Raw genomic sequence first — 17,864 nt, 5'->3', positions numbered from 1 at the left:
ATGATCATCAATCCCACAAGCTCAGGGCCTGCGCCACGTTATCTGATGCGTTTCGGGTCTGGGCGATCCGCAATCCCAAGAGGGGTTTAAACATTCCAAATTCAGAATACATCCCGAATGATCACTGCGTCAAGCAGGACAGGCAGGGGTTAGGTGATTCGCGAATATGGCTTTGAATTGTGGCAAGCCGATTGAGCGAAGCAGGGACAATCGCGCCGGATTGCCGCCACTTGTCACGGGCTGCGAACAATTACCCTGAAAGTTTGACTTAAAGCCCGCAACGCCCGCATATTGACCCCACTATACAAACAGATTTGTCCATCTGTCGTTGTCGGTGGGGGCCGACGCGGTTGTGACATCCTTGAATTCGAGGTGACACAGCAATGAGTATCCCCCGCCTGACGGCAAATGCCGCCTATGCGACGCCTGTGCGCCGCATTCTTGCGAATCCTGAAACACCTCGCCTGCCGATGCGGCATTATACCAACCTCTGGCTAAAGGCCGATGGTGGCATTGAGGAACGCGAGCATATGGCCCCGGCCCTGCCGCTGTTTGATGCAGCACATTCTGCCTTCGCGCGCGGCACGCTGATCACCACCACGCGCGGGCCGATTGCAATCGAAGACCTGCTGCCCGGTGATCTCTTGCAGACCTCGGCGCATGGCCCACTGCCGGTGCTCTGGATTGGTCGCATGACCCTGCGCCCCGAGGATCTTGCCAGCCGTTCGGTGAAGCTGACGCGCATCATGGCCGATGCCTTTGGCATTGCGCGGCCAATGGCCGATTTGCTGGCCGGTCCCGGCGCGCGCATTCTGACGCGCCCACGCAACATGCGCGCAAGCATTGGATCGGATCACGTGTTGAGCCCGGCGCATGTGCTGGCGGATGGGCTACACGCCTTTGGTGTCACACCGCCGCGTGCGGTGACATTCTATCACCTCTGGCTGCGGCGACATGCGCTGATTACGGCCAATGGGCTTGAGGTCGAGAGCTTTCACCCCGGTGCCGGGTTCGAGCGTGACGTGGGGCCGAGCATGCTGTCGCTCTTCCTATCCCTTTTTCCGCAGATTCAAGAGCCGCATCAATTTGGCCCTCTGGCCCATCTGCGTCTGCCGCTTGATGCGCCTGATACGCTGAGCGTTTCCTGACCTCAGGCTGACTGGCTGAGCCGCGCCTCAAGGATCTCGAACGGCACGCCGGGTTCGTCCTTGGCCCCGCGAATGACCAGCGATGTCTTGACGCTGGCGACATTGTCGGCGGCTGTCAGTTCCTCGGTCAAAAAGCGCTGAAAGGTGCTGAGATCGGGGGCCACGCATTTGAGGATGAAATCCACCTCGCCGTTGAGCATGTGGCATTCACGCACCAAGGGCCATGCGCGGCAGCGCGCCTCAAAGGCGCTCAGATCTGCCTCGGCCTGACTTTGCAGCCCGACCATGGCGAACACCTGCACCTCAAACCCGAGTTCGCGGGGGTCCACATCGGCGTGATAGCCGCGAATATAGCCCTGCTCTTCGAGCGTGCGGACCCGGCGCAGGCAAGGCGGGGCCGAAATACCCACGCGCTTGGCCAGTTCCACGTTGGTCATCCGGCCATCGGCCTGCAACTCCGCCAGAATCTTGCGATCTATGGGATCAAGACGGGACGCGGCCATGGGGGACTCCTTATTGAATTTCGCAATTGTTATAGCATCATGGGTCACATGCGCAATTATGTTTCGCTATTGCGCAAGATCATTTCCCGAATAGACCCCCCAGCGCCCTGTGCATATCCGCCCTGCAAGGGGTTACATGCCCCGCGCCAGAGGGCTATATCATGCGCCAAATCCGCAGATCACATGAGAGAGCCCCCATGCCCGACACCCGTCACACCAAATGCCTGATCATCGGTTCTGGCCCTGCTGGCTATACCGCAGGCGTCTATGCCAGCCGTGCCATGCTCTCGCCCATTCTGGTGCAAGGGATCGAGCCGGGCGGCCAGTTGACCACCACGACCGAGGTCGAGAACTGGCCCGGCGATACCGAAGTTCAGGGGCCAGACCTGATGGTTCGGATGGAGGCGCATGCCAAGGCGATGGGCTGTGACATCGTGGGCGATATCATCTCTTCGCTTGATCTGGATGTCCGTCCGTTTGTGGCAAAGGGCGACAGCGGCACAACCTATACCGCCGATGCGGTGATCCTCGCCACCGGGGCGCGGGCCAAATGGCTGGGCCTGCCGTCGGAAGAGGCGTTCAAGGGGTTTGGCGTATCGGCCTGTGCCACCTGCGACGGGTTTTTCTATCGCGGTCAGGAAATCGTGGTGATCGGCGGGGGCAATACGGCGGTGGAAGAGGCGCTGTTCCTGACCAATTTCGCCTCAAAGGTCACGCTTATTCACCGCCGCGACACCCTGCGCGCCGAAAAGATCCTGCAAGACCGGCTGATGAAGAACCCCAAGATCGAAACCCTGTGGTTTCACACGCTGGACGAGGTCTTTGGCAGCGACAATCCCAAAGGTGTCGAGGGCGTGCGAGTGCGTCATGTCGAAACCGGTGCTATCATGGAAATCCCGTGCAAGGGCGTGTTCATCGCCATCGGTCACGCCCCTGCCAGCGAATTGGTCAAGGACCGGCTGGAGCTGCACAATGGCGGGTATGTCAAGGTTGTGCCGGGCAGCACCCGCACATCTGTTCCCGGCGTCTTTGCCGCAGGCGATCTGACCGACCATGTCTATCGTCAGGCGGTCACATCGGCGGGCATGGGCTGTATGGCAGCACTTGATGCCGAGCGCTGGCTGGCGGAACACGAGGGCTGAGGCCAGTTCAGAAGAAATGCGCCACGACCCCGCCCATGCAGGGCCGTGGCACCATCCGAGTTAGCCGATCTTGTCTTGGGTCCGCGTGTCGAAATCCGTGGCCGCGTGGCGCTCGCGCAGTTGCTCCTTCGGCTCGCCAAAGCTGCGGTTGACCATGCGGCCCCGCTTCACCGCGGGGCGCGCGTCAATCTTTTCCGCCCAGGCCATGACGTGTTTATAGCTGGCAACATCCAGAAACGTCGCCGCATTATAAAGCCGCCCAAGGCAAAGCTGGCCATACCACGGCCAGATCGCCATATCGGCAATGGTATACTCGTCGCCTGCAATAAAGGACCGCTTGGCCAATTGACGGTCGAGCACGTCAAGTTGCCGCTTCACCTCCATCGCGAAACGGTCGATCGGATATTGCCATTTCTCGGGCGCATAGGCGTAGAAATGGCCAAAGCCGCCCCCCAGATAGGGCGCGCTGCCCATCTGCCAGAAAAGCCAATTCAGGGTTTCGGTGCGCGCAGGGCCACTCTTGGGCAAGAAGGCGCCAAATTTCTCGGCCAGATGCATCAGGATCGAGGCGCTTTCGAACACGCGCAGGGGCGTGTCGCCGGTGTGGTCCAGCAGCGCCGGGATCTTGGAATTGGGATTGACCGCGACAAAGCCCGAGCCGAATTGATCACCCTCGCTGATATTGATGAGCCAGGCGTCATACTCGGCGTCATGGCCTGCGGCGAGCAACTCTTCGAACATCACCGTGACCTTGACCCCATTGGGCGTGGCCAGTGAATAGAGTTGAAAGGGATGCGCGCCCTTGGGGAGTTCCTTGTCATGGGTCGCGCCCGAGATGGGGCGGTTGATCGAGGCGAATTGCCCGCCAGAGGGGGCCTCCCATGTCCAGACATCGGGCGGGGTATAGGTCGTGTCGCTCATCTTGTGATCCTCCATCGGGTTTGGCGGCAAATCTAATCGCTGGCGTGCCGCCCGCAATGCAAAACGCCGCACAGGGGGCTGTGCGGCGTTGCATGGGGTCTTGGGATAGCACTTAGTAAATCACCACGCTGCGGATGCTTTCGCCGGCGTGCATGAGCTCGAACCCTTTGTTGATATCCTCGAGCGGCATGGTGTGGGTGATCATCGGGTCGATCTCGATCTTGCCCTGCATGTACCAATCGACAATCTTGGGCACATCCGTGCGCCCGCGCGCGCCGCCAAAGGCCGTGCCGCGCCAGCTGCGCCCCGTGACCAATTGGAACGGCCGCGTGCTGATTTCCGCGCCCGCCGGGGCCACGCCGATGATGATGCTCTCGCCCCAGCCCTTATGCGCCGCCTCGAGCGCCGTGCGCATCACGCCCACATTGCCGGTGGCATCGAATGTGTAATCCGCCCCCCCGCCGGTCAGCGCCACAAGATGCGCCACCAGATCGCCCGAAACCTCTTTGGGGTTGACGAAATCGGTCATGCCAAAGCGCGTCGCCATCTCGATCCGGCCCGGGTTGATATCGACGCCGACGATCTGATCCGCCCCCGCCAGCCGCAGCCCCTGCAGCACGTTGAGGCCGATGCCGCCCAGACCGAACACAATCGCCCGGCTGCCGATCTCGACCTTGGCGGTGTTGATCACCGCGCCGACGCCCGTGGTGACGCCGCAGCCGATGTAGCAAATCTTGTCAAAGGGGGCATCCTTGCGCACCTTCGCGAGCGCAATCTCGGGCAGGACCGTGTGATTGGCAAAGGTCGAGCAGCCCATGTAATGCAGGATTGGCGTGCCATCCAGCATCGAGAACCGGCTGGTGCCGTCGGGCATCACACCCTGGCCTTGGGTCGAGCGGATTTTCTGGCACAGGTTGGTTTTCGGGTTGAGGCAGTATTCGCATTCGCGGCATTCGGGCGTGTAAAGCGGAATGACGTGATCGCCCGGTTGCAGGCTGGTCACACCGGGGCCCACCTCGAGCACGACGCCCGCGCCCTCATGCCCCAGAATGGCCGGAAACGCCCCCTCGGGATCGGCCCCCGACAGGGTGAAATCATCGGTGTGGCACAGGCCCGTCGCCTTGATCTCCACCAGAACCTCGCCCGCCTTCGGACCCTCAAGGTTCACCTCCATGATCTCCATCGGGCGGCCTGCCTCAACCGCAACCGCAGCACGTGTGCGCATGTGTTATCCTTTCCTTTGCAATTTGCCGCAGTCTTGCGTCATGCGGCGCGGTGATTCAATATCGAGAGCGTCACGCAGACCCCGGACTGCGGCACTTTTTGCGGCAATTTCCGGCAAGAGAGGCGAAACCATGAAGAAAATCCTTAGCACAGCCCTGATGATCGGGGCATTGGCGGGGTGTGTTGGCCCACAGGACAAGGCGCCTGAGGGCGATGCCTGCGGTGCGGCGCAGATGCAGGCGCTGATCGGCACGCCGGTTGCGGCGCAGGATTTCAGCGGGCGCGCTGCGGTGCGCATTCTGCCACCGGGGGCGATGGTAACGATGGATTACCGCCCCGATCGGCTGAATGTCGAGCATGACGCGGACGGGGTGATCACGCGGATCGCCTGTGGGTGAGGGGGCACCACGTCGAAATTCGATGTGACAGCTTTGAACAGCGCGGTGCGGCGGTTTCGGATATCCCCCGCGCGGAACAAGGCGCGGCACGCGCCGCCGCGCGGATCGCTGGGCCGTCCCGCGGCCTAGCGATTTGGAGAGGGAGCGCTATGCTGTGGGATCACACGAACTTTGCGTGCATAAAGTGCCAGACGGTGCCGCTGCTTCGCTAGTCCCCGGCCCAGCAATCCGCGCGGCTGCTGACTCGACTCCGCCTATCCCCCGCTCTATTTGATATGGAACAAATAGAGAACGAAACCCGCCATGCCCACCCGCCGCATCCTGTCGATCTGGTTTCCCCGGCTTGGGGCCGAGCGCCTGTTGCGGCGGGTGACGGACCCGGACACGCGGCTTTTTGCGGTGGTCAGTGCCGAGGCGCAGGATCAGGTGCTGACCTCTGTGTCACTGCGCGCCGAGGCGCTGGGGCTGAAACCGGGGCAGCCGCTGCGCACCGCGCAGGCGCTCTGCCCGGACCTGATCACCCGCCCCCGCAACCGTGCGGCGGAGGCGGCATTTCTGGCCGCATTGGGGCGTTGGGCCGGGCGGTTCTCGCCCTTGGTGGGGATCGAGGGCACGGCGGGCCTGCTCTTGGATGTCACGGGCTGTGCGCATCTCTTTGGCGGCGAAGCGGGGCTGATCGCCACGCTGCGCGCCGAAGCCGGGGATCTGGGCCTCAGCCTGCGCTGTGGGCTGGCGGATACGGTGGGGGGCGCATGGGCATTGGCGCGCTATGCCGGGCAAGGGGTGGCGGCGCAGCGTTCGGGCGATGCCATCGACCAAGAGGCCCGCGCCACCCGGTCGCGTGCCGCCAAGCGGCGGCATTGGGAGCGCGGCGGCGCGGCCCCTGTGGTGCCGGTGGGCGCTGAGGCGGATGAGATTGCCCCGCCGGGGCATCTGCCCGACAGGCTGGCACCTTTGCCAGTCGCGGCGCTGCGGCTGCCCCCTGTGGTGGTGGCGGATCTGGCGCGGCTGGGGCTGCGGCGGATCGGGGACTTGGCGGCGCAACCACGCGCCAGCCTTGCCCGCCGCTTTGGCCCCGAGGTGATGTTGCGGCTGGATCAGGCCTTGGGCCATGTACCAGAGCCGATGTCGCCCTCGGCCCCGGCCCCGCGCTTTGCCACCCGGCTGAGCCTGCCGGACCCGATCGGATTGCGCGGTGATCTGGAGGCCGCAGTGTGCCGATTGACCGAGCGGCTCTGCCTTCTGTTGCAGGGCAAGGGACAGGGCGCGCGGCATCTGCGGCTGGAGGCTTACCGCGCCGATGGTGGGCTGCAAGCGGTCGAGGTGCGGCTGGCACGCGCGGTGGACCAGCCAGAGGCGATGCGCCCACTTCTGGAGATGCAGCTTGACAGGATCGACGCCGGGTTTGGGATCGACATGCTGCGGCTAGAGACGATTGTGACCGCGCGAATGGAAACCCGGCAGGGCGAAAGCGGTTTGGGCCGTGGGCGGGGGCCCGGTGCGCAAGAGGCAGCGCTGGCTGATCTGATCACGCGGCTGGGCGGGCGTATCGGGCTGGAGGCGATCACCCGCCGCCATCCCGCCGAGAGCCATATTCCCGAGAAATCGGCGCTGACCCTTGCCGCCGCCTGGTCAGAGCCTGCCACCGCGCCTTGGCCCACACCCGAGGCGCGCCGCCCGTTGCTGATCTGGTCGCCCGAAGCTATAACGCGGCCCGAGACGGGGGATATCACGCTGCCGTTTCGCTGGCGCGGGCGGGTGCATGAGGTGGCCGGGGCCAGCGGACCAGAGCGGATTGCGCCGGAATGGTGGCTGGAGGACCCGGCGTGGCGCAGCGGGGTGCGCGACTACTGGCAGGTGGTGACGACGCGCGGCGAGCGGCTGTGGCTGTTTCGTGCCCATGGCGGGCAAATCTCGGGCGGGTGGTTCTGTCAGGGGCGGTTTGCCTGAGGCCGGTCAGGAAAGCGCTTGATTTGGCGCAGGATTGGCGCAACTCTGGAGGTATGAGTTTGCAAAGCCTCGGCCCGATTGCGGGCGCGCATCCCTCAACCACTCAGGTGGCGTTCCAACGCACTGAACTGGGCGTGATCCTGTCGCTCTATGGGCGCATGGTCGCGGCGGGAGAGTGGCGCGACTACGGTATTTCCTGTCTGCGCGAGGTGGCGGTGTTTTCGATCTTTCGGCGCACGGCGGAACATCCGCTCTACCGGATTGAAAAGCGGCCAAAATTGCAGGGCAAGCAAGGGCAATATGCGGTGATTGGCATGGATGGTCAGGTGCTCAAGCGCGGGCATGACCTGAAGACCGTGCTGCGGGTGCTAGAGCGCAAACTGATCCGGGCGGTAGAGTGAGGCAAGGCCGGGGCAAGGCATAAGGCCCTGCCCCAATTTGTGCCGGGGCGTTCAAGCCTCGTAATAGGCATACATCTGTTCGAGTGCGTCCAGACCGGGGGTTTGGGGCGCTTGCGGCAGGTTTGCGGGGGCCTCGGGCGTGTAATAGACGGCGACCCAATCTGGGGTGATTGGGGCCGATTTCACAGCCGGGGCGACAGGGGTTTTGACCGGGTAAGCCATGGGTTTATCTCCATATTTCCATGGCACTTACATAATCTTCTGCGCTGCGGCATAAACCACCAAGCGCGCAGTCTTGCCATGCGTCTGATGCAAGGCACGGATTTTAGCCGATCAGCATATCCCCGGCCAAACCCAGCGTGAAGCCAAAGACCGCCCCCAAAGGCGGCAACCAACTGTGGCGCGCACGGGCGGCGGGGGCGATATCCTGAAAAATCAGGTAGAGAATGCCGCCCGCCGCAAACATCATGATAACCCCCAGAACCTGCGGCATCTCGGAGAGAAAAGAAAAGCCGATGGCTGCGCAGACCGGCCCAAGCAGGGCAAGCCCGGCAAAGAGCAAGACGATCCGATGCCCCCGGACCGCACCACCACGCATGATGTCGCGAAAGGCGGCAAAGCCCTCGGGCAGATTTTGCAGGAAAATGAGGCCGGCCAGCAAGAGTGCGCGTTCGGCCTGCGCGGTCAGCATGGCCCCGATGGCCATGGCCTCGGGCAGAAAATCGAGCAGCATCGCCATAAGCTGCGCGCCGCGCCCGCCGTGCGATTCAAGAAAGCGGTCGATGGCAAAAAAGGCGATCCCGCCGCCAGCAAAGGCAGCAAGCGCCACGGGCGCGGAAAGCGTATCGCGCGCATGAGGCACCAGCACCAGCGCAATCGCCGCCAAAAGCGCGCCACCGCCAAAGGCAACGATGCCATGGGTCGCAGGCGCAGGCAGCCGCCTAAAGGTTGCGGAGAGCGCGAGCGCCGCCCCAAGGGGCATGGCCGCGCCCGCGATCAGGGCCAAGAGCAGCGCAAACCATAAGCCCTCGCTTGCCATTGTCCCTGTGTCCGATCAGACGTGCCGCTCGACCATCATCTTTTTGATCTCAGCGATGGCCTTGGCGGGGTTGAGGCCCTTGGGGCAGGTTTTCGTGCAGTTCATGATGGTATGGCAGCGATAAAGCTTGAACGGGTCTTCGAGATCATCAAGCCGCTCGCCTGTTGCCTCGTCCCGGCTGTCGATGATCCAGCGATAGGCATGCAAAAGTGCGGCCGGTCCAAGGTATTTGTCGCCATTCCACCAATAGGATGGGCAAGAGGTAGAGCAGGACGCGCACATCACGCATTCATAAAGCCCATCGAGTTTCTCGCGGTCCTCGATGCTCTGCCGCCACTCTTTTGCGGGGCGGTTGGTTTTGGTTTCCAGCCACGGCATGATGCTGGCGTGCTGCGCGTAGAAATGCGTAAGGTCGGGGATCAGATCCTTGACCACCGGCATATGCGGCAGCGGGTAGATTTTCACATCGCCCTTGATTTCATCCATACCGTAGATGCAGGCCAGCGTGTTGATCCCGTCGATATTCATCGCGCAAGAGCCGCAAATCCCCTCGCGGCAAGAGCGGCGGAAGGTGAGCGTGGGATCAATCTCGTTCTTGATCTTGATCAGCGCATCCAGAACCATCGGGCCGCAGGTGTCCATATCCACGAAATAGGTGTCCACCCGCGGGTTTTTGCCATCGTCCGGGTTCCAGCGGTAAATCTGGAACTTGCGCACGGTCTTGGCACCCTCGGGCTTGGGCCATGTCTTGCCCGTGGTCATGCGCGAATTCTTGGGGAGTGTGAGTTGAACCATCTTGCTACTCCTTGTCAGCCGCCCAAGAGGGTCAGGCTATTTTGGGCAATACATTGCACGGCCTCGGGGCGCTGTGCGATTGCGATCACTTGCTGCGTGGTTTCAGGTGTTACGCCTGACACGCTGGCGCTTGCGATCTGAATGATCTCTCCGGCAGAGGCGGCATCAATCACGCAATCGGTGATCGGGGCAGCGTTGAGGCCCGGAAAGCGCTGTGCGACGACTGTGTTGACCACGCCCTTGGCCCGCTCGCGCGCGAGGGTGTCGGCGACCTGATTGGTCGCCTCGCAGGCGCTGAGGGCCATTATTGCGGTGAAAGCCAATACAGGTCGGGTCATCAGGTCAGTTACCCCTGAGACAATAGGTTGACCCGCCAAACAGCACGGGGGCATGTGACGGGCAGGACCCGCGCACGCGAACGCTCTGTCTCTGCGTCTGGGTCGCGAAGCGCGGGGTCGGTGCCCGCCCCAGCCTTTGATCGGCACATTCGTTGATCCTGTCCGCCTGCGCCGGGCTTAGGTTTGTTCCGGGGACGATCCAGCTCACGGTGCTGCCACCGGGCGGCAGTTCCGACCATGTCGCGCCAAAACGAGCAGGTCCGCGAATGCCCATTTCGTAGCGACAATCAAGGATCGCCTTGCGCTGTTCCTGCACCGGTATGCGTGGACCCGGATTGGCAAACGCGGGCGTCGAAATAAACGCCACCATCAGCACGGCGAAAACCCCTTTGCTTAACGACGATGAAAGCTGTGACATGCTTCTCTCCCTTAGAACGTCCGTTCCTTTGGCGCGATCTTTTTGAGGCTGATGCCGCCCTGATCCTCGGTTGTCAGAGGATCGGTGACGATCGGGCGATAGCTGAGATCGACGGAATTGCCGTCGACCCGCGCTATCGTGTGAACGCGCCATTTCTCGTCGTCGCGGGTGCTGAAATCTTCATGCGCATGCGCGCCGCGGCTTTCTTGCCGGGCCTCGGCCCCAAAGATCGTGGCGAGCGCATTGGGCATGAGATTGGTCAGCTCCAGCGTTTCCATCAGGTCGCTGTTCCACACAAGGCTACGGTCCGTGACCTTGATGTCGTCCATCTTGGCGGCGACGGCCTTCATCTTGTCCACGCCTTCGGCCAGCGTTTTCGAGGTGCGGAACACGGCGGCATCGGCCTGCATCGTGCGCTGCATTTCGAGCCGCAATTCGGCGGTGGGCACAGCGCCGGTGGCATGGCGCAGCCCGTCAAAGCGGCTGAGCGCCTTGTCCACCTCGGCCTTGTTGGTGGCGGGCACCGCCGAGTCGCGATCCACCACCTTGCCTGCGCGAATGGCAGCAGCGCGGCCAAAGACCACAAGGTCAATGAGCGAGTTGGAGCCAAGCCGGTTCGCGCCATGCACAGAGGCGCAGCCCGCCTCGCCCACGGCCATGAGGCCGGGGACGACGGCATGGGGATTGTCCTGAGTGGGATTGACCACCTCGCCCCAATAATTCGTCGGCACGCCGCCCATGTTGTAATGCACGGTGGGCAAAACCGGGATCGGTTCCTTGGTCACGTCAACGCCGGCAAAGATGCGGGCAGACTCGGAAATACCGGGCAGGCGCAGATGCAGCGCCTCAGGCGGCAGGTGGCTGAGGTTGAGGTGGATGTGATCGCCATCCGCGCCCACGCCGCGCCCTTCGCGGATTTCCATCGTCATGCAGCGACTGACATAGTCGCGTGGCGCGAGATCCTTGTAATTGGGCGCGTAGCGTTCCATGAAACGCTCGCCCTCGGAATTGGTGAGGTATCCGCCCTCGCCACGCGCACCCTCGGTAATCAGGCACCCGGCGCCGAAAATGCCGGTGGGGTGGAATTGCACGAATTCCATGTCTTGCAGCGGCAGACCGGCGCGCGCCACCATGCCGCCACCGTCGCCGGTGCAGGTATGGGCAGAGGTCGCCGAAAAATAGGCGCGGCCATAGCCGCCGGTGGCCAGTACGACCATCTTGGCGTTGAAGACGTGGATGGTGCCATCGTCGAGTTTCCAGCAAACGACGCCGGTGCAGGCCCCATCGGTCATCACCAGATCAATGGCGAAATATTCGATGTAGAACTCGGCCTTTTGCTTGAGGCTTTGACCATAGAGCGTGTGAAGGATGGCATGGCCGGTGCGGTCAGCGGCGGCACATGTGCGCTGCACCGGCGGGCCTTCGCCAAATTCGGTGGTGTGGCCGCCAAAGGGGCGCTGATAGATCTTGCCCTCTTCGGTGCGCGAGAACGGCACGCCGTAATGTTCCAGCTCATAGACCGCTTTGGGGGCCTCGCGCGCGAGATATTCCATTGCGTCGGTATCGCCCAGCCAATCCGAACCCTTGACCGTGTCATACATATGCCACTGCCAGCTATCGGGGCCCATATTGCCAAGCGATGCGGCAATGCCGCCCTGTGCCGCAACCGTGTGCGAGCGGGTCGGGAAAACCTTGGTCACGCAGGCCGTACGGAGGCCCTGTTCGGCCATGCCGAGTGTCGCCCGCAGGCCCGCGCCGCCCGCGCCGACAACCACGACGTCATAATCATGCGTCTCGTATTCATAAGCAGCCATTTGTTCAGGTCCTCACAGCGCGATCTTGGCAAGGGCGAAAAGCCCGGTGGCGATCAGCCCGTAACTTAGAACGGTCACGGCAATAATCAGGCCCCGGCGCGTGCTGCCGTGGCTGTAATCCTCGATCATGGTCTGCGCGCCGCTTGCGTAGTGGCGCAGGCCAAAGAAAATCACGAGGCCGGTGAGAATGGCCATGGCCGGATGCGAAAAGGCGGCCAGCACCTCGGCGCGGTCACCGCCAAGGGCGCGGCCAAAGGCCACCAGAAACACCGGGATGATCAGGGCAAGGCCAACACCCGAAAGTTTCATATACCAAAAATGTTCGGTCCCGGTGCCAGCGGCCCCTTTGCCCTCGGCGCGTTTGCGTGCGGTCAGATAACGCATGATGCTCTCCTCAGACCAGAAGCAGGGTGATGACGGTCAGCACGACCGAGCCGATGATGCAGCCCCAACCGAGTTTCTCGGCGGTGGGAATGTCCATTCCCTTGCCCGCGTCAAAATAGAGATGCCGCAGCCCCGCGAGGTAGTGATACCACACCGCCCAAGCCGAGAGGGACAGAACCAGATCGCCAAACCAAGAGGTCAGCACCGCATCGGCCATGGCAAAATAGGCGTCAGAGGTAGAGGCCGCCAAAAGCCACCACACGATCAGAAGCGCCGCCACGATCAGGGCATTGCCGGTGATCCGTGTCAGGATCGAGGTGATCGAGGTCAGTTGTGGGCGATAAATTTGCAGGTGGGGCGAAAGCGGGCGTTCAACCGGTTTGGTTTCAGCCATGGAGCAACTCCTTTGCAGATGGCGGGCGGCGCGACAGCCGTCTTTTGCTGGGTTTCTTGTTATACTTTTTCTCGGCGCTGTCACCTGTCCCGCGCGCCAAAACCCCTGTTTTGAGGCAATTGGCCGCAAAAATATTGCTTTTGTGATCACGTAAATAATCGTGTGATCACAAATTAGGCCAATGGGAATCAGGTTTTCCCTGATGGTTTCCCTGAGTCTCTGGGCTGGTGCGGGAAACTCTCTTAGGACTCGCCCGGACAGCGCATGTTTTTGTGATCACAAAAGTCAAGCAGACAAGAAAAAGCCCGGGGCGCTTACGACCCGGGCCTATTCTGTGCCATGGCGCTGTTTAGTGCAGCTTGGCTTCTACATCCGCGATGGCCGCGTCGATCAATGCATTTCCATCAGCGGCGGTCATCTGCTTGGCGATCACGTCACGTGCGGCGGCAACCGCCACGACAACAGCCTGATCGCGTACGTCGCGGATGGCCCGTGCCTCGGCGCTGGCGATCTGTTCTTCGGCGGCCTGCATGCGGCGGGCAATCGAAGCCTTGATCTCTTCCTTAGCCTCTTCGGCGGCGGCGTTCGCCTCTTCCTTGGCTTGCGCCACGATCCGGTCGGCTTGTGCCTGCACGTCTTTTTGCTTGCGCTCGTAGCTGGCCAGCAGGGTCTGTGCCTCTTCGCGCAGGGCGCGCGCCTCGTCGAGTTCGCCCTTGATATTGGCGGCACGCTCGTCGAGTTTTTTGCCCAAGAGTGTCGGCACCTTGACGTAAATCAGGAAGCCAACAAAGAGCAGGAAGGCGAGCAGGACCACGAAATTCGTGTTGGAGAGCGAAAAGAACGGACCCGAAGCCGCCAGCGCGGGGCTGGCGAAGACGGCGGCAACCATGGTCAAAAGCATCTTTTGCATGGCGATTATCCTTTCATCCGGTCGGCAACAGCGGCCCCGACGGTTTTCTCGTCGGCCTTGCCACCCATGACGGCAACGATCTCGGCAGCGGCTGCAACGGCCACTTCTTTGACGCTGTCCATCGCAGTGGCCCGGATATCGGCAATCTTCTTTTCGCCTTCTGCCGCGCGCGCGGCAATCTCGGCATCCGCCTTGGCGGTTGCGGCGTCCAGCTCTGCCTTGATCTCGGCCTTGGCCTGACCCACGATGGTCTGCGCCTCGGTGCGGGCATCGGCCAGCGCCTTGAGATAGGCTTGTTCGGCCTCGACAGCCTTGACCTTGAGATCTTCGGCAGCGGCGAGGTCGTTGGTAATGGCCCCCTGACGCTCTGCCAGCACGGCCGCAATGCGCGGCAGCGCAATGCGCGACAGGACAAAGTAAATCACGACCAGCGTGACGAGGAGCCAGAAAATCTGGTTGCCAAAGGTCGTAAAATCCAGCTGGGGCAAGCCCGGCGTGGATGCGGCTTGACCAGCGGCGTCATGCGTTTCGCTTGCCATGTCGTCCTCCTAGGGGAAAGTTCCGTGTCACCGAGGGGCGGCGTTGCGCCACCCCCCAGCCGTAAGGATCAGCTACCCGAGAGACTTAGACAGCGAACATCAGCAGAAGGGCGACGAGGAACGAGAAAATCCCCAGCGCTTCTGCGAAGGCGATGCCGATGAACAGCGTCGCGGTCTGGCCAGCAGCGGCCGAAGGGTTGCGCAGCGCGCCAGCGAGGAAGTTGCCGGCAACATTGCCCACACCCATCGCAGCCCCGCCCATGCCCATGCAGGCCAGGCCAGCGCCGATATATGCACCCATTTGAACGATATCGCCTTCCATAGTGATGTCTCCTTACGTTGGAATTGGCATTGATCGGTTGGTCGTGGGGCGGGCGAACCCGCCGTCGTTTCGGAAGGTGGGGGAAACCCACCGCATCCTGTTAGTGGCTCGGGTGCAGAGCATCCTTGAGATACACACAGGTCAGGATGGTAAAGACATAGGCCTGAATGAAGGCCACCAGCACCTCGAGCGCATAGATGGTCGAGATGGCAAGGATCGAGAGCGGCGTCACCACGATGCCGATCCCGGTCGAGATCAGGATCATCGGCGCGAAGGCGGCGAACACTTTGACCACGGCGTGACCGGCCATCATGTTACCGGCAAGACGGATGGAGTGGCTGACGGGGCGCACGAAGTAGGAAATCACCTCGATCAGCGCCAGCACCGGGCGCAGCGCGAGCGGCGCGGAACTGACCCAGAAGAGCCCCAGAAAACCCGCACCATGTTTCACAAAACCGACAACGGTCACGGTCAGGAACACCATCATCGCCATCACTGCCGTCACCGCGATATGGCTGGTGGTGGTAAAGGCCATCGGCAAGAGGCCCAAGAAGTTGGCGAAGAGGATGAAGAGAAACAGCGTCATGATATAGGGGAAGAACACCAGCGCATCCTTGCCCGCCACATCCTCGACCATCTTGCGGATGAAATCATAGAGCAGCTCGACCACGGATTGCGTGCGGCTTGGGATCGTTGCCCGGCGCGATGTGCCCATGACCATGAGCGCAATGATCGCGAGCACTGTGAGCGCCATCCACAACGTGACGTTGGTCAGTGTGAACACGCCCACGGCACCCTCGCCAAAGAGCGGCTTGACCATGAACTGATCCATCGGGTGGAAAACCAGACCGGGTTCCCCGGCACCGTGCGCTTCAGTCGCCATTCTTTGCCCTCTCATCCCCGCCTTGCGCGGGCTTGTCCATGCCTTGCTGGATTTCGGCGGCGCTGCGCATCATCGTTTTGACGCCCGCGGCCACCCCCAGCAACGTGAAGATGACAAGGAATACCGGCATCGTCCCCAAGAGAACATCAAGCCCGTATCCCATGCCGAAACCGATCAAAAGACCGGCCACCAGCTCGATCACCATTCGCCAAGCCATCTGGGCCTGAGAATAATGCTCTTCCTGATGGGGCCGTGGTGCGTCCTTGGCCTTGAGCCTCGCTATCTTCGCTTCCAGCTCTGCCAGTTGCGCGCGCTGCTCGGGATCGGTCACGGGAGCCCCCTCAGGATGTTGCGCATGTGCTACGTCCTGAGCACGCCTGAGTCAAGCGCCAGAGACCCCTGCGTGGCGCTAGGTTAAAGTGTTGTTTTATTGAGTATTTTTACCAAGAAGATGCAGGGCGGTCATTCCGTCGCAACCGCCCCAAAGGCGATCTGGGGCGGTTTGGTATATTCAACCGTTTGGTTGAGTTTCAGCGCACGACAAAGACCGAGACCTTGGCGTGTTGCGCGATATAGCCCCCATGCGAGGCAAAGATATGCTCGAGAAAGCCGGGCACATGGCTGGCCACGACCACCAGATCGGCACCGCTTCGCTCGATTGCCTGCATCAGCGCCGAGGTTGTTTCGACCTCGGGGTCATGGCTGATGATCGGCTCGGCCTCGACCGTGACGGCGTATTTGTTGCGCAGGTTTTCGGCAAAGCTGTGGAGGGTCTGCGTGAATTCGGCAGCGTTATGGCCAAGCTCATTGGGCAGTTCACCGCCCACGCCCGCCACGATGATACGCGCCCCATGCCGCTTGGCGAGATCCCCCGCCACGTCGAGCGCTTTGGCCAATGTGTCCTTGTGGAGCAGATCGACCGGAACCAGGATTGTCGAGAACATCGTCTTTCCTTTCGTGTTTCCGTTTTGCGTCCGCCCAGCCTAATGGCTGGTGCGCCGCCCGACCTTGTCACAGATCAAGGGCGGTTTCAGCCCACCCGGCATGGATCAGCCGTTGACGCGGGGCGCGCGCTTGGGCTTATGAAGGGCATGCAGAATGCGCTCGCCCTTGATATGGTCTTTGCCGCCCTCGCCGACCCCACCCGGCGCGCGATCCTGTCGATGCTGCTGGAGGATGACATGGCGGTCACGGATGTGGCGGAGCCATTCGAGATGAGCCTTGCCGCGATTTCCAAGCATCTGGGCATTCTGGGCCGCGCCGGGCTGATCACTCAGGAACGCCGGGGCCGCGTGACATGGTGCAAGCTGGAACCGGACGCGCTGCGCGATGCCTCGATCTGGATGCAGAGCTTTGGGCAGTTCGAGGCGGTCAATCTTGATGCGTTCGAGCGGTTTCTCAAGGCGGAACTGCCGGATGAGGGCTGAGATGTGAGGCCGCTAGGTGATCGCGGCACTTTCATCCTTTAGCAACAGCACCAGCGCAACCACCGTCAGCCCCACCCCCATGAGCACCACCGGCTGTGGCAAGGGATGCCCCAACGCCGTCTGCCAGAGCGTGACCCAAGTGGGGGTGAGATAGGTATAGGCCATCACCTTGGCACTGGGCAGGTTGAGGCTGGCGTATTGCAGGCAGACAAAGGTTATCGCCGTGGCAAAGACCGCCGTGTAGACAATGGTGATCCAGACGATGGCGGGCAAGCTTGACCAATCGGTCGCGCGCAGGTCGCCCCAACCTGCGGCTGTCACCAAGAGCGCCGCCCCAAGCATCGTTCCAAAGGAAAACACCACCGGACGCTCGCCGCGATTGAGGCGGCGCACCAGCGGCGTATAGATGGCATGGGCCGCGCAGCCGAAGAAATAGATCGCCTCGCCGCGCCCGACCTCGAACGCCATGAGCGCAGAGACATCAGCGCGAAAGATGACCCAAAGCGCGCCCATCGCCCCGACACCCAAGGCAACCGCCATGCGCGGCGTTGTGATCTGGCGCAAGAGCAGATAGCCGGCGATGCCCGCCATGATCGGCGTAAGCGTAAAGACCGCCGCTGCCGAAACTGGCGCTGCGGTCTTGAGCCCCTCGAACATCATCACGAAATAGAGGCCCATCGCGCCACCCAGCAGGAGGTAGCGCCATGGGGCAGACCATGTGGTGCGCGGAATGCCTCGGCCCAGCATCGCCCCTGTGCCAAGGATCACGGCGGCCAGCAAGAAACGCGGCGCATTGAGGGCGGCGGGGGCGATATGCTGCGCCGCCATGGACCCAAGCGCGAATGATCCCGCCACCAGCCCAGAGAAACAGAGCATCGCCAGATGCCCCTTGAGCGCAGGCGTCATGCCCGCGC

24 protein-coding genes are annotated in these 17,864 nt (G+C 62.1%); 6 read left to right on the top strand and 18 right to left on the bottom strand.

Annotation, left to right across the window (positions count from 1 at the left end; all coding sequences use genetic code 11):
* The first annotated feature begins 383 nt into the window (after nucleotides 1-383).
* On the top strand, nucleotides 384-1,148 hold the full coding sequence (locus tag ROSMUCSMR3_RS11620; RefSeq protein ID WP_081507411.1) for a Hint domain-containing protein: 765 nt from the start codon (nucleotides 384-386) through the stop codon (nucleotides 1,146-1,148).
* Between the two features lie 2 nt (nucleotides 1,149-1,150).
* Here the strand turns inward: ROSMUCSMR3_RS11620 and ROSMUCSMR3_RS11615 are convergent, their stop codons facing one another.
* A complete protein-coding gene (locus ROSMUCSMR3_RS11615; protein WP_008279648.1) occupies nucleotides 1,151-1,651 on the bottom strand; it encodes an Lrp/AsnC family transcriptional regulator in 501 nt (166 codons plus the stop codon).
* 197 nt (nucleotides 1,652-1,848) lie between these two features.
* Here ROSMUCSMR3_RS11615 and trxB point away from each other — a divergent pair, with 197 nt between their 5' ends.
* On the top strand, nucleotides 1,849-2,793 hold the full coding sequence (gene trxB, locus ROSMUCSMR3_RS11610; RefSeq protein WP_081507410.1) for a thioredoxin-disulfide reductase: 945 nt from the start codon (nucleotides 1,849-1,851) through the stop codon (nucleotides 2,791-2,793).
* A 60-nt stretch (nucleotides 2,794-2,853) separates the two neighbouring features.
* On the opposite strand, the gene yghU is transcribed toward trxB, so the two are convergent.
* Nucleotides 2,854-3,714 carry a glutathione-dependent disulfide-bond oxidoreductase gene (yghU, locus tag ROSMUCSMR3_RS11605; RefSeq protein WP_081507409.1) on the bottom strand — a complete coding sequence of 287 codons (861 nt, stop codon included), beginning with the start codon at nucleotides 3,712-3,714 and terminating at the stop codon, nucleotides 2,854-2,856.
* A gap of 112 nt (nucleotides 3,715-3,826) precedes the next feature.
* The gene (locus tag ROSMUCSMR3_RS11600) at nucleotides 3,827-4,939 is read right to left on the bottom strand and encodes an S-(hydroxymethyl)glutathione dehydrogenase/class III alcohol dehydrogenase (protein ID WP_008279651.1); all 1,113 of its coding nucleotides are present in this window, start codon (nucleotides 4,937-4,939) and stop codon (nucleotides 3,827-3,829) included.
* A gap of 130 nt (nucleotides 4,940-5,069) precedes the next feature.
* On the opposite strand from ROSMUCSMR3_RS11600, the gene ROSMUCSMR3_RS11595 reads away from it, so the two are divergent.
* The 3 genes from ROSMUCSMR3_RS11595 to ROSMUCSMR3_RS11585 all read left to right on the top strand — a co-directional run bounded on the left by ROSMUCSMR3_RS11595 (nucleotide 5,070) and on the right by ROSMUCSMR3_RS11585 (nucleotide 7,687).
* Nucleotides 5,070-5,336, top strand: coding sequence for an I78 family peptidase inhibitor (locus tag ROSMUCSMR3_RS11595; protein WP_008279652.1), 267 nt, complete (start codon nucleotides 5,070-5,072; stop codon nucleotides 5,334-5,336).
* A 303-nt stretch (nucleotides 5,337-5,639) separates the two neighbouring features.
* Complete coding sequence (locus ROSMUCSMR3_RS11590; RefSeq protein WP_081507408.1) at nucleotides 5,640-7,286, top strand: Y-family DNA polymerase; 1,647 nt, start codon at nucleotides 5,640-5,642, stop codon at nucleotides 7,284-7,286.
* Between the two features lie 53 nt (nucleotides 7,287-7,339).
* Complete coding sequence (locus tag ROSMUCSMR3_RS11585) at nucleotides 7,340-7,687, top strand: DUF2794 domain-containing protein (RefSeq protein ID WP_008279654.1); 348 nt, start codon at nucleotides 7,340-7,342, stop codon at nucleotides 7,685-7,687.
* 51 nt (nucleotides 7,688-7,738) lie between these two features.
* On the opposite strand, the gene ROSMUCSMR3_RS21145 is transcribed toward ROSMUCSMR3_RS11585, so the two are convergent.
* From ROSMUCSMR3_RS21145 to ROSMUCSMR3_RS11520, 14 genes are all read right to left on the bottom strand, one after another.
* Nucleotides 7,739-7,909, bottom strand: a complete 171-nt coding sequence (locus ROSMUCSMR3_RS21145) for a hypothetical protein (protein WP_157667295.1) — start codon at nucleotides 7,907-7,909, stop codon at nucleotides 7,739-7,741.
* 103 nt (nucleotides 7,910-8,012) lie between these two features.
* The gene (locus tag ROSMUCSMR3_RS11580) at nucleotides 8,013-8,726 is read right to left on the bottom strand and encodes a ZIP family metal transporter (RefSeq protein ID WP_081507407.1); all 714 of its coding nucleotides are present in this window, start codon (nucleotides 8,724-8,726) and stop codon (nucleotides 8,013-8,015) included.
* Nucleotides 8,727-8,741: 15 nt separating this feature from the next.
* Nucleotides 8,742-9,521: a succinate dehydrogenase iron-sulfur subunit gene (locus ROSMUCSMR3_RS11575; RefSeq protein ID WP_008279657.1), complete on the bottom strand. Its 780-nt coding sequence runs from the start codon at nucleotides 9,519-9,521 to the stop codon at nucleotides 8,742-8,744.
* 14 nt (nucleotides 9,522-9,535) lie between these two features.
* On the bottom strand, nucleotides 9,536-9,859 hold the full coding sequence (locus tag ROSMUCSMR3_RS11570; RefSeq protein WP_081507406.1) for a succinate dehydrogenase: 324 nt from the start codon (nucleotides 9,857-9,859) through the stop codon (nucleotides 9,536-9,538).
* Nucleotides 9,860-9,863: 4 nt separating this feature from the next.
* Nucleotides 9,864-10,277, bottom strand: a complete 414-nt coding sequence (locus ROSMUCSMR3_RS11565) for a hypothetical protein (RefSeq protein WP_157667294.1) — start codon at nucleotides 10,275-10,277, stop codon at nucleotides 9,864-9,866.
* Between the two features lie 11 nt (nucleotides 10,278-10,288).
* A complete protein-coding gene (sdhA, locus tag ROSMUCSMR3_RS11560; RefSeq protein WP_081507404.1) occupies nucleotides 10,289-12,091 on the bottom strand; it encodes a succinate dehydrogenase flavoprotein subunit in 1,803 nt (600 codons plus the stop codon).
* A 12-nt stretch (nucleotides 12,092-12,103) separates the two neighbouring features.
* Complete coding sequence (sdhD, locus tag ROSMUCSMR3_RS11555) at nucleotides 12,104-12,475, bottom strand: succinate dehydrogenase, hydrophobic membrane anchor protein (protein ID WP_008279660.1); 372 nt, start codon at nucleotides 12,473-12,475, stop codon at nucleotides 12,104-12,106.
* 10 nt (nucleotides 12,476-12,485) lie between these two features.
* Nucleotides 12,486-12,869 carry a succinate dehydrogenase, cytochrome b556 subunit gene (sdhC, locus tag ROSMUCSMR3_RS11550; RefSeq protein ID WP_008279661.1) on the bottom strand — a complete coding sequence of 128 codons (384 nt, stop codon included), beginning with the start codon at nucleotides 12,867-12,869 and terminating at the stop codon, nucleotides 12,486-12,488.
* Nucleotides 12,870-13,218: 349 nt separating this feature from the next.
* On the bottom strand, nucleotides 13,219-13,779 hold the full coding sequence (locus ROSMUCSMR3_RS11545; RefSeq protein ID WP_008279663.1) for a F0F1 ATP synthase subunit B: 561 nt from the start codon (nucleotides 13,777-13,779) through the stop codon (nucleotides 13,219-13,221).
* Nucleotides 13,780-13,784: 5 nt separating this feature from the next.
* Nucleotides 13,785-14,318 carry a F0F1 ATP synthase subunit B' gene (locus ROSMUCSMR3_RS11540; protein WP_008279664.1) on the bottom strand — a complete coding sequence of 178 codons (534 nt, stop codon included), beginning with the start codon at nucleotides 14,316-14,318 and terminating at the stop codon, nucleotides 13,785-13,787.
* An 85-nt stretch (nucleotides 14,319-14,403) separates the two neighbouring features.
* Entirely contained in the window at nucleotides 14,404-14,640 is a 237-nt protein-coding gene (locus tag ROSMUCSMR3_RS11535; protein ID WP_008279665.1) for a F0F1 ATP synthase subunit C, read from the bottom strand.
* Between the two features lie 100 nt (nucleotides 14,641-14,740).
* Entirely contained in the window at nucleotides 14,741-15,523 is a 783-nt protein-coding gene (locus ROSMUCSMR3_RS11530; RefSeq protein ID WP_081507403.1) for a F0F1 ATP synthase subunit A, read from the bottom strand.
* The gene (locus ROSMUCSMR3_RS11525) at nucleotides 15,513-15,854 is read right to left on the bottom strand and encodes an AtpZ/AtpI family protein (protein WP_008279667.1); all 342 of its coding nucleotides are present in this window, start codon (nucleotides 15,852-15,854) and stop codon (nucleotides 15,513-15,515) included. Before ROSMUCSMR3_RS11525 ends, ROSMUCSMR3_RS11530 begins: the two co-directional genes overlap by 11 nt.
* Before the next feature lie 199 nt (nucleotides 15,855-16,053).
* Nucleotides 16,054-16,467, bottom strand: coding sequence for a universal stress protein (locus ROSMUCSMR3_RS11520; RefSeq protein WP_008279668.1), 414 nt, complete (start codon nucleotides 16,465-16,467; stop codon nucleotides 16,054-16,056).
* A gap of 138 nt (nucleotides 16,468-16,605) precedes the next feature.
* Between ROSMUCSMR3_RS11520 and ROSMUCSMR3_RS11515 the strand changes: the two genes are divergently transcribed.
* Nucleotides 16,606-16,950, top strand: coding sequence for an ArsR/SmtB family transcription factor (locus ROSMUCSMR3_RS11515; protein WP_375554773.1), 345 nt, complete (start codon nucleotides 16,606-16,608; stop codon nucleotides 16,948-16,950).
* Between the two features lie 12 nt (nucleotides 16,951-16,962).
* Here ROSMUCSMR3_RS11515 and ROSMUCSMR3_RS11510 read toward each other — a convergent pair whose 3' ends face one another.
* On the bottom strand, nucleotides 16,963-17,856 hold the full coding sequence (locus ROSMUCSMR3_RS11510) for a DMT family transporter (RefSeq protein WP_081508613.1): 894 nt from the start codon (nucleotides 17,854-17,856) through the stop codon (nucleotides 16,963-16,965).
* Nucleotides 17,857-17,864 lie beyond the last annotated feature (8 nt).

The sequence above is a fragment of the Roseovarius mucosus genome (genome assembly GCF_002080415.1).
In the GTDB taxonomy this organism is placed as follows: Bacteria; Pseudomonadota; Alphaproteobacteria; order Rhodobacterales; family Rhodobacteraceae; genus Roseovarius; species Roseovarius mucosus_A.
This window is presented reverse-complemented; position numbering and strand designations above follow the sequence as displayed.